This is a genomic window from Tangfeifania sp., from assembly GCF_055108615.1.
On sequence record NZ_JBSQIC010000108.1, the window covers coordinates 1 to 10,108 of the forward strand.

Annotated in this window: 9 protein-coding genes and 1 pseudogene; 9 read left to right on the forward strand and 1 reads right to left on the reverse strand. The window is 44.2% G+C overall.

Going from position 1 to position 10,108, the window contains the following annotated elements; genetic code table 11:
* Window positions 1–416: pseudogene (locus ACTCNA_RS16325) on the reverse strand (hypothetical protein); the annotation flags it as partial.
* A 146-nt stretch (window positions 417–562) separates the two neighbouring features.
* Between ACTCNA_RS16325 and ACTCNA_RS16330 the strand changes: the two are divergent.
* From ACTCNA_RS16330 to ACTCNA_RS16370, 9 genes are all read left to right on the forward strand, one after another.
* Window positions 563–1,609: a zinc-dependent alcohol dehydrogenase gene (locus tag ACTCNA_RS16330; protein ID WP_462949005.1), complete on the forward strand. Its 1,047-nt coding sequence runs from the start codon at window positions 563–565 to the stop codon at window positions 1,607–1,609.
* A gap of 231 nt (window positions 1,610–1,840) precedes the next feature.
* Window positions 1,841–3,190 (forward strand): Nramp family divalent metal transporter, encoded by a 1,350-nt coding sequence (locus tag ACTCNA_RS16335; protein WP_462949006.1) that lies wholly within the window; start codon window positions 1,841–1,843, stop codon window positions 3,188–3,190.
* Window positions 3,191–3,311: 121 nt separating this feature from the next.
* On the forward strand, window positions 3,312–4,559 hold the full coding sequence (locus ACTCNA_RS16340) for a tagaturonate epimerase family protein (protein WP_462949007.1): 1,248 nt from the start codon (window positions 3,312–3,314) through the stop codon (window positions 4,557–4,559).
* A gap of 12 nt (window positions 4,560–4,571) precedes the next feature.
* Window positions 4,572–5,975 carry a glucuronate isomerase gene (uxaC, locus tag ACTCNA_RS16345; RefSeq protein WP_462949008.1) on the forward strand — a complete coding sequence of 468 codons (1,404 nt, stop codon included), beginning with the start codon at window positions 4,572–4,574 and terminating at the stop codon, window positions 5,973–5,975.
* Window positions 5,976–6,057: 82 nt separating this feature from the next.
* Window positions 6,058–7,092, forward strand: coding sequence for a PfkB family carbohydrate kinase (locus ACTCNA_RS16350; protein WP_462949009.1), 1,035 nt, complete (start codon window positions 6,058–6,060; stop codon window positions 7,090–7,092).
* Between the two features lie 114 nt (window positions 7,093–7,206).
* On the forward strand, window positions 7,207–7,875 hold the full coding sequence (locus ACTCNA_RS16355; protein WP_462949010.1) for a bifunctional 4-hydroxy-2-oxoglutarate aldolase/2-dehydro-3-deoxy-phosphogluconate aldolase: 669 nt from the start codon (window positions 7,207–7,209) through the stop codon (window positions 7,873–7,875).
* Window positions 7,876–7,888: 13 nt separating this feature from the next.
* A complete protein-coding gene (locus tag ACTCNA_RS16360) occupies window positions 7,889–8,872 on the forward strand; it encodes a TRAP transporter substrate-binding protein (RefSeq protein WP_462949011.1) in 984 nt (327 codons plus the stop codon).
* An 11-nt stretch (window positions 8,873–8,883) separates the two neighbouring features.
* Window positions 8,884–9,372 (forward strand): TRAP transporter small permease, encoded by a 489-nt coding sequence (locus ACTCNA_RS16365; protein WP_462949012.1) that lies wholly within the window; start codon window positions 8,884–8,886, stop codon window positions 9,370–9,372.
* A 2-nt stretch (window positions 9,373–9,374) separates the two neighbouring features.
* On the forward strand, window positions 9,375–10,108 hold a 734-nt coding region (locus tag ACTCNA_RS16370; protein WP_462949013.1), incomplete at its 3' end, for a TRAP transporter large permease subunit.

A 10,108-nucleotide genomic window follows, 5' to 3' on the forward strand; every position in this document is an offset into this window, starting at 1 on the left:
ATGAACTCGATCTCATCCGAAACCGGAGCTTTGTAGTCGGCAAATTCGTACTGGTGGTTCACATAGATGGGAATGCCGTAATCTTCAATTTCCCAGTTGGATGGCACCGGGATATCATCCCATTCAGAAACATCGTAATTGGGTTTATAAAAATTAACCGGTCGGTCGGCGGGCTTGCGCACCCAGTTGAATTTCCATGTTCCGCACAGTGTTTTATAAAAAACCGACTGATTTCTCTTTTTTGTCAGCGCTTCGTCAACTGTTCTGAACGGCATCAGGGTAGCGTGTGCTTTCTCCTTGTTTTGGTTGAACATTGCCGGATTTTCCCAGTCAGGTTTTCTTTCCTGTGCATTTCCTGCAAGTATTCCAAGTGAAAGAGCAAGAAACAGATAGGTGGCGAATTTTAATATTTTCATTAGTTTGAAATTTATTTCATAAAAATATGGATTGTTTCTGATTTTTTTCAAAAGTAAAATTTTTGAGGAATTGAATCTGGTTTTCAAATGAATTTTTGATGAAATTAATTGTATTTTGGGATTTTGAAGTTAAAAAACACTGAATTATGAAGGCAGCAGTTCTTGAATCTTACAATCGATTTGTATGGAAAGATGTTGAAACCCCGAAAGTAAAACCCGGAGAGGTGTTGGTGCGCCTAAAGTTTGCCAGTATTTGCGGAACCGACATGCATATTTTTCCCGGCGATTTCCATCCGCGAACTCCCGTTCCGTTTATTCCCGGCCACGAAATGGGCGGAATAATAGCCGAAGTAGGGGAAGGAGTTTCCGGGTTTGAAAAAGGGGAAAAAGTGGCCATTGACCCGATAATCTGGTGCGGAGAGTGTCCGGCCTGTAAACGTGGGCATTACCCGGCCTGTACCAGTTTGAAATTGTTAGGAGTGGATATGGATGGCGGTTTTGCCGAGTATATTTCCGTTCCGTCGCACATGCTGTTTAAAGCAGCACCACACTTGCCTGATGAGCATGTCGCGCTTGTTGAAATATACGGAATCGGGTTTCATGCCAATAACCGCGCAAAAACCAGGGAAGGAGATGTGCTGGCCATTTGGGGTGCGGGCAGGGTAGGACAGGTAATTTTGCAGGCTGCCCGCACCAAAACCGATGGAACTATTTTCATGATTGATCCACTTGAAAACCGCTTGGAAATTGCTGAAAAATACTATGAAAATGTTATCGGGATTAATCCTGAAAAAGAAAATCCGGTGGATGTCATTAAAAAACATACCGGTGGAAATGGAGTGGATATCGCATTTGAAGCAGTTGGTCATGCCGAAGAAATTGAAGGAATTCACCACCCGGTTCGCAGTGCAATACAAAGTTTGCGTGGTGGCGGAAAAGTTTGTGTGCTGGGATTGAGCGACGAACCGGCACCTGTGGTTTTCAAAGAGTTGATTTGGAAAGAAGGACAGATCATTACTTCGCGGGTCAGTCATGGTGAATTTAAAGAAGTGCTGGAACACCTGATCGCCAGAGATCTGAAACCCGATACCCTGATTTCGAAAGTAATGCCTGGTTCACAAATTCAGCAGGCATTTGAACTGCTTCAAAAAGAGAAGGAGAACTATTTGAAGGTGCTGTTGGATTTCCGGTAAAAAGCCGGCTTAAGCCGGCTGCCGATAGGTAGTGTGGAGGCATTTGCTTCACCAGGCTGAAGCCTGGTGCTGGTTTTCGAACCGGCTCAAATGAGTAAAATATGCTCTGTGTAATAATGCGTTAGATATATTGGAAAACGAATAAAATGAGCTCCAGGCTGAAGCCTGGTGATTCAGAAGATATAATGAATGAAGAACCAGCCGGCTTCAAGCCGGCTTTAAACCTTTACTATGGATCCTTACATTCGAACTAAAGAGGGAATAAGAGAGGCACCCACCACTTTTTTTGGAAAGCTGAAATACCTCGGACCGGGATTTATTTTATCCGCGTCGGTCGTTGGCTCCGGCGAACTGATTTCCACAACAACGCTCGGTGCCAGAGCCGGTTTTGTTACACTTTGGGTAATTCTGGTGAGTTGCGCTGTAAAAGTGGCCATTCAGCTCGAGTTTGGCAAACAGGCCATTCGCACCGGCGAAACGGTAATGACATCGCTCAACCGGGTGGGAGGCCCCCGATTGGGAAAGAAAAATGCCAACTGGAGTTTGTGGACCTGGTTTTTTCTATGGCTGTTCAAGCCGCTTCAACTGGGTGGAATTATTGGCGGAGTAGCCATTATTCTCAACATGGCATTTCCTGTGATAAGTATAACCTGGTTTGCTGTAATTACCGGAATTGTTGTGGCCTCAATGGTGTTTAAAGGGTACTACTTTTTTATTGAGAAGTTTTCGGTAATAATGATGATGTTGTTTACCCTGTTTACAATTGTAGCTGTTTTTATGATTCAGAAAACAGGATTTGCTTTTACAACAGATGATGTAATCGAAGGAATTCGTTTTAAACTGCCACCTGAAGCAATAGGTTTTGCCATTGCAGCTTTTGGATTAACAGGGGTTGGCGGCGATGAAATTGTGGCCTACAACTACTGGTGCCTCGAAAAAGGATATGCCCGTTTTACAGGCCCAAACGAAAATACCGACAAATGGCGGCGGCGCGCCAAAGGCTGGATAAAAGTGATGAATCTGGATGCCATACTATCTATGGTAGTTTATACATTGGTGACCGCAGCCTTTTATTTGCTCGGGGCTTCAGTATTGTATAAAAGCGGCGACATTCCCCGCGGATTTGCAATGATTGAATCGCTGTCTCGTATGTACACCGGAGCTTACGGCGAGTGGGCTAAAAATTTCTTTCTTTTCGGCTCATTTATCGTGCTTTTTTCTACCATGTTTTCGGCGTTGGCTGCCCGCACCCGGATTTTTGCTGACTTGTTTGGGCAGTTGGGCTGGATTGATTTTTTTGATAGAAAACAGCGCAAAAATACGATTGCTGCCCTCGCATGGGTTTTTCCGCTTTTGTGGATTATTGCGCTGGTGTGGGTTAAACTTCCTGTTTTAATGGTTACCATCGGAGGGATTATCACTTTTTTCATGTTACTGATAATTGTATATGCAGGATTGCATTTCAGGTACCGGCAAAAACAATTTGGCCTTGAATCATCAAAATTTTACGATGTGGCTCTTTGGGTGAGTTGCATTGCAATATTTCTCGTGGGCTTGTATGGGGCTGTTTCCCTGATATAATTTTTAAAAAATGATTGTACAACAGCAAAATAATTTTTGGTGCCAGAAAATATATCTCTATTTTCGTGTTCGTACACGGAAATAATTTTTCACTTGATTTTAAATCTAAAAAAACAATATTATGCAATTGGGAAAATACAGTTTCGGGGTTGGCGACCGCTTTAACCACGAAGGCCAGGCACAGCTGAAGGCGCTGATAAAAGCCAATAAAAACGGGGTGGATGTAACACCCGTCTGGAATAAATCGAACCGTGAGCACAACATTGTTCATTCTGAACCGGAAGGTACACGCATTGAAGCAGATGATGCCGTAAAAACACTGGGATGGCAAAAACCCTATTTTGTAGATGCCGACCACATCAATCTATCAAATGTGGATCGGTTTATTCTTCACGCCAACTTTTTTACGCTCGATGTAGCTACCTACATTGGAAATGAACCGGAGCCTGCTGATGTGGCCGCATTTAAAAAATCGTGTAAAAATCTGGGAAACGAAGTTGTTGTTCCGGGGCTCGCTGATCCCATTGAAATTAATGAGGATTTGCTGGATTCGGTAGCTGCCAAATTTCTTACTGCCATTAAAGAAGCCGGGAAAATTTACCGCCACATCGAAGGAACCAAAGGAAAGGGGAATTTCATTACCGAAGTTTCCATGGATGAGGTGGAGTCGCCACAAACGCCGCTGGAACTGTTTTTTATCCTGAAAATGATTGCCGATGAAGGGACTCCGGCCCAAACCATTGCTCCCAAATTTACAGGACGGTTCAACAAAGGAGTTGACTATGTGGGGGATTTGGATCAATTTGCCAAAGAATTTGAAGAAGATGTTTTGGTAATCGATTATGCGGTGAAAGAATTCGGTCTTCCCAATGATTTGAAACTGAGCATTCATTCCGGTTCTGATAAATTTTCGATTTATCCTGTCATGGCAGAAATAATTAAAAAGCATGATAAAGGCCTGCATGTGAAAACTGCCGGAACAACCTGGCTCGAAGAAGTTATTGGACTGGCTATTTCGGGCGGGGATGGACTGGCAGCAGCCAAAAGCATTTATGAAAATGCCCGGATGCGCAAAGATGAATTATGCGGGCCTTATGCCGATGTGATTGATATTAAAGACAATGAATTGCCATCATCAACTGAGGTAAACGACTGGATCGGCGAAAAATTCGCCAATACGCTGCGTCACATTCCCGGCCATCCCGATTATAATCCCAATTTCAGACAACTGATTCATGTAGGTTATAAAGTGGCTGCTGAAATGGGAGATGATTTCACCGATCTTCTGAAGAAAAATGCCGAAATTATTGGTGAATGCGTTGAAGAAAATATTTATGAACGCCACCTGAAAAGATTATTCGACCTTTAAAAACAATATACGATGAAAAAATTTATGGATAAAAATTTTCTGCTGCAAACGGAAACGGCGCAGAAATTGTATCACAACCATGCGGCTCAAATGCCGATTTTCGATTATCACTGTCACATTTCACCCAAAGAAATTGAAGAGGATAAGCAATTTGAAAACCTGACACAAATCTGGCTGTACGGCGACCATTACAAGTGGCGGGCCATGCGGACCAACGGCGTGGACGAACATTTTTGTACCGGCGGTGCATCCGATTGGGAAAAGTTTGAAAAATGGGCCGAAACGGTTCCGCACACCCTTCGGAATCCATTGTATCACTGGACGCACCTTGAGCTGAAAAAGTTTTTTGGAATTGAAAAATTGTTAAGCCCGGAAACTGCAAAAGAAATTTGGGACGAGTGCAATGCCAAATTGCAAACACCCGAATATTCAGTGCGGAATATCATCCGGATGGCGAATGTGCATACCATTTGTACTACTGATGATCCGGTTGATTCGCTGGAATATCACCGGCAGATTAAAGCCAGTGGTTTCGAAGTAAATGTGCTTCCTGCCTGGCGACCCGATAAAGCGATGGCTGCTGAAAACCCCGATGCCTACAATAAATACATTAATAAGCTCGAAAAGGTTGCCGGGATAGAAATTAATACTTTTGAAGATTTGATGGATGCCCTGGACAGCCGTCATCAGTTTTTTCATGAAAACGGATGCCGTTTGTCTGATCATGGACTGGAAACTGCCCATGCTGAAGATTACACCGAGCGCGAAATTATTGATATTTTCAGCAAAGCGCGCTATGGTGCCGATTTAACAGAAACCGAAATTCTCAAGTTTAAATCGTGCATGTTGTATGAACTTGGAATTATGGATCATTCGCGCGGGTGGACACAGCAATTTCATATTGGTGCACTGCGTAACAACAACACACGGCTTTTCAATAAACTGGGCCCCGATACCGGATTCGATTCCATTGGTGATTTCGAAATTGCCCGGCCGCTTTCCAAATTACTCGACCGCCTGGATCAAAACGATCAGTTATCGAAAACCATTATTTATAACCTGAATCCACGCGACAATGAGCTAATTGCCACCATGATTGGAAACTTTCAGGACGGTTCGGTTCCCGGGAAAATGCAGTTTGGATCGGGCTGGTGGTTCCTCGACCAGAAAGACGGAATGGAAAAACAGATAAATGCACTTTCAAACCTTGGCTTGTTGAGTCGTTTTGTTGGGATGTTAACCGATTCGCGCAGTTTCCTTTCGTACACGCGCCATGAATATTTCCGGCGCACGTTGTGTAATTTAATCGGAACAGATGTGGAAAATGGAGAAATTCCCAACAACATGAACATGCTCGGACAAATGGTGGAAGATATCTGTTTTAACAATGCAAGCAACTATTTTAATTTTGAATAAAAAATGTTTTGAAAACACAGTCGGTTCTTTTATTCTTTTAAAATAAATTGTATTTTGCAATCGATTGCAAAACAAATAAAACATGGATAAAAAAGTCATAACTTTCGGTGAAATTATGTTGCGGCTGGCAACTCCTGGCTATTTGCGCTTTTCGCAGGCTTCTGAATTTACGGCCACTTTTGGCGGTGGCGAGGCCAATGTTGCCGTATCACTTGCCAACTACGGAATTCCCGTTGATTTTGTAACCCGGCTTCCTGAAAATGATATTGGGAAAGCCTGCATGATGGATTTGCGAAAACATGGTGTGGAAACATCAAATATTGTTTGGGGCGGCGAGCGGCTTGGCATCTATTTCCTGGAAACCGGAGCAGTAAGTCGTGGCAGCAAAGTGGTTTATGACCGCGCCCACTCGGCAGTTTCGGAGATTGACCCCGGAATGATTGACTGGGACAAAGTTTTTGAAGGAGCCCACTGGTTTCACTGGACCGGGATTACTCCTGCCATTTCGCAGGGCGCAGCCGATGTTTGCCTGGAAGCCATCAAAAAAGCCAACGAAAAAGGGATTACCGTTTCGTGCGATTTGAATTACCGGGAAAAACTCTGGAAATACGGCAAATCAGCCGGCGATGTAATGCCAGAACTGGTTGCCGGAACAGACATTCTTCTGGGAAATGAAGAAGATGCCGAAAAAGTGCTGGGTATAAAACCCGAAGGAGTGGATGTTGCCGGCGGTCAGGTTTCGGGTGCAGCTTACGAATCGGTCTCCCGGCAAATAATGGAACGTTTTTCGCGCTGTAAAAAAGTAATAACCACTTTGCGCGGTTCGGTAAATGCCAATCACAACACCTGGTCGGGGGTACTTTGGGACGGAAATAAATTATTTGAAGCACCAACTTACGATATTACCCACATTGTGGACAGGGTAGGAGGCGGTGATTCGTTTATGGGCGGGTTGATTTATGGCTTGCTCACTTACAACGACGACCAGAAAGCCCTTGACTTTGCAGTGGCTGCATCCTGTCTGAAACACACCGTTTACGGCGATTTTAACCAGGTAACTGTGGAAGAAGTAGAAAAACTCATGAGTGGAGATGCGTCAGGGAGAGTAGCGAGATAAGGGCCTCCCCTGGCCCCTCCAAAGGAGGGGATTGTTTGAATTTTGAATTTTAATATTTTAGAAAACTGGTTGTCCCGCCAGTTCTCCTTAGGGGGAGATAGAGGGGGCTTAATTATGGCTCGATTTACAAGAATAGAAGTAGCACAAAAAATGAAGGAAACCGGAATGGTTCCGGTGTTTTACAATGCCGATCCTGAAGTGTGCAAAAAGGTAGTCAAAGCCTGTTACGATGGAGGAGTTCGTGTGTTTGAATTCACCAATCGCGGCGACTTTGCAACCCTGGTTTTTGCTGAACTAAACAAATGGGCTGCGAATGAATGTCCGGGAATGATAATGGGGGTAGGTTCTGTAATTGACGAAGGAACCGCTGCGATGTACATTGCCCTCGGCGCGAATTTCATTGTATCGCCACTCATCGATGAAGCAACCGCGCGGGTCTGCAACAAACGGAAAATTGCCTGGAGCCCCGGTTGCGCAACGGTTACTGAAATTGGAAGAGCACATGAACTGGGAGCTGAAATTGTAAAAGTATTTCCCGGTTCTCAGGTTGGTGGCCCCGGTTTTGTGAAGGCAGTAAAAGGCCCGATGCCGTGGACCAGCATTATGCCCACCGGCGGTGTTTCTCCAACCGAAGAAAACCTGAAAGCCTGGTTTGAAGCAGGTGTTTCCTGTGTGGGAATGGGGTCAAAATTATTCCCCAAAGAGGTATTGGCAGAAGAAAATTATACAGCCATTTCAAAAAAATGTGAAGAAGCACTTGAAATTATCAGAAGATACAAATAAACCAATTAGAATAATGAATTATAAAAAATTATTGAAACTAACAGGAGTGGTACTTTTGCTGATCTCCTTTTCCTGTAACGGGCCGTCAAAAATCAGGAAACTAAAACTGGCACACGGATTACCTACCGACCATCCCGTGCACGAAGCGATGATGTTTATGGCACAGCGGGCCAACGAACTTTCAAACGGAAAACTTAAAATTGATGTTTATCCTTCGGGACAACTCGGCTCGGAGCAGCAATGCGTTGAATTAGTCCAGATTGGGAGCCTGGCCATCACCAAGGTTTCGGCCGCTGTAATGGAAAGTTTTGCCGAAGAATACAAAGTGTTTGGGTTGCCTTATATTTTCAGATCGAAAGAACACCTGTTTAAAGTGATGGATGGCGAGATTGGCAAAGATTTGTTGCTGAGCACCGAGGATAAATGGATTCGTGGCCTGACTTATTACGATGCCGGGGCACGCAGTTTTTATACCATTTCGAAACCCATAACTCACCCAGATGATTTGAAAGGAATGAAAATCAGGGTGATGCGTAGTATTACCGCCATGGAAATGGTGAAAGCGCTCGGCGGTTCGGCTACCCCTATTTCGTGGGGCGAACTTTACACAGCCTTGCAAAGCGGTGTGGTTGACGGCGCGGAAAACAACCCGCCCAGCCTTTATACATCGCGGCACTACGAAGTTTGCAAATACTATTCGCTCGACGAGCATACCACCATTCCCGATGTACTTGTTATCAGCCAGTTTGTTTGGGATAAACTCACCGACCAGGAAAAAGAATGGATACAGCAGGCAGCCGATGAGTCGGCAGTCCTGGAACGTAAACTCTGGGCCGAGTCCGAAAAAATGTCGCTGGAAGAAGTGCAAAAGGCAGGTGTTAAAATCAATTATCCCGATAAAGAACCATTTATTGAAAAAGTACAGCCCCTGATCGAGAGCTACCGCAGCAATGAGTCCATTTATTCCTATATAAAACGAATTAAAGCCGTTGAATAAAATTTGGTGTTATGACATTACGAAACAGAATAGAAAAAATTTTGGGATGGATACTCGTATTTTTTATGAGTATCTTAGTGATTGACGTATTGTGGCAGGTAACCAGCCGGTATGTGATGAATTCGCCGAGTAATTTTACCGATGAACTTGCCGGTTACCTGCTGATTTGGGTGGGTGTTTTGGGCGCTGCCTATGTGGCAGGCAAACGCGAACATTTGGCCATCGACCTGCTCATTCAACGCAGCTCCCCTGCGCGAAAATTCAAACTGGAAATGGTTATCAGCATTTTGGTGATTTTATTTTCGATAGCCGTACTCGTTGTTGGTGGCACCTGGCTGTCGTACACCCGTTTTTACCTCGAAGTAAAATCATCGGCTTTGGGAATGCCGCTCGGATTTGTTTATCTCGTGCTGCCCATCAGCGGAGTTTTAATCGCCTATTTCGATATCGATAATATGAGACTTCTGATGAAAGAAAACCGGAAATTAAAAACAAGCTAACTATGGAATTTTTTGAAGTAATTGTATTGGTTGTCAGTTTTATAATCCTTTTGGTAATTGGAGTTCCAATTGGTTTCAGTATAGGTATTTCCGGTATTTTGACCATGCTGGTGAGCGTGGATGTCATTCCGGCACTAACCACCTTTGCACAACGCATGGGCACCGGTCTCGACAGTTTTGCCCTGCTGGCTATTCCTTTTTTTATTTTAGCAGGAAATATAATGAACAGCGGGGGGATTGCCATCCGGCTCATTGATTTTGCCCGGGTGCTCGTTGGAGGCATTCCCGGGGGAGTTGCCATGGTAAATGTTTTGGCGAATATGCTGTTTGGAGCTATTTCAGGTTCGGCTGCTGCTTCTGCTTCTGCTATCGGCAGTATTATGCAACCCGAAATGAAAAGAGAAGGCTACCCCGAAAATTTCAGCGCTGCTGTTAATATCACTTCAGCAACAACCGGGTTATCCATTCCGCCCAGTAATGTGTTAATTGTTTATTCACTTGCCAGTGGTGGTGTTTCAATTACCGCGCTGTTCCTTGCCGGTTATTTGCCCGGGTTTCTTACGGGTATCGGGATTATCATCACAGCCATCACCATGCTCATTTACAAACGGAAAGGATTAAAAGCTGCACTTAAAACGCTGGGTATTGTTTCGGCAATTGGTATTTTTCTGGTACTTGCTTATCAGGGGGTTTCATTTTCAAAGGCTAATTTTTCGCCCACAGCAAACCGCATATT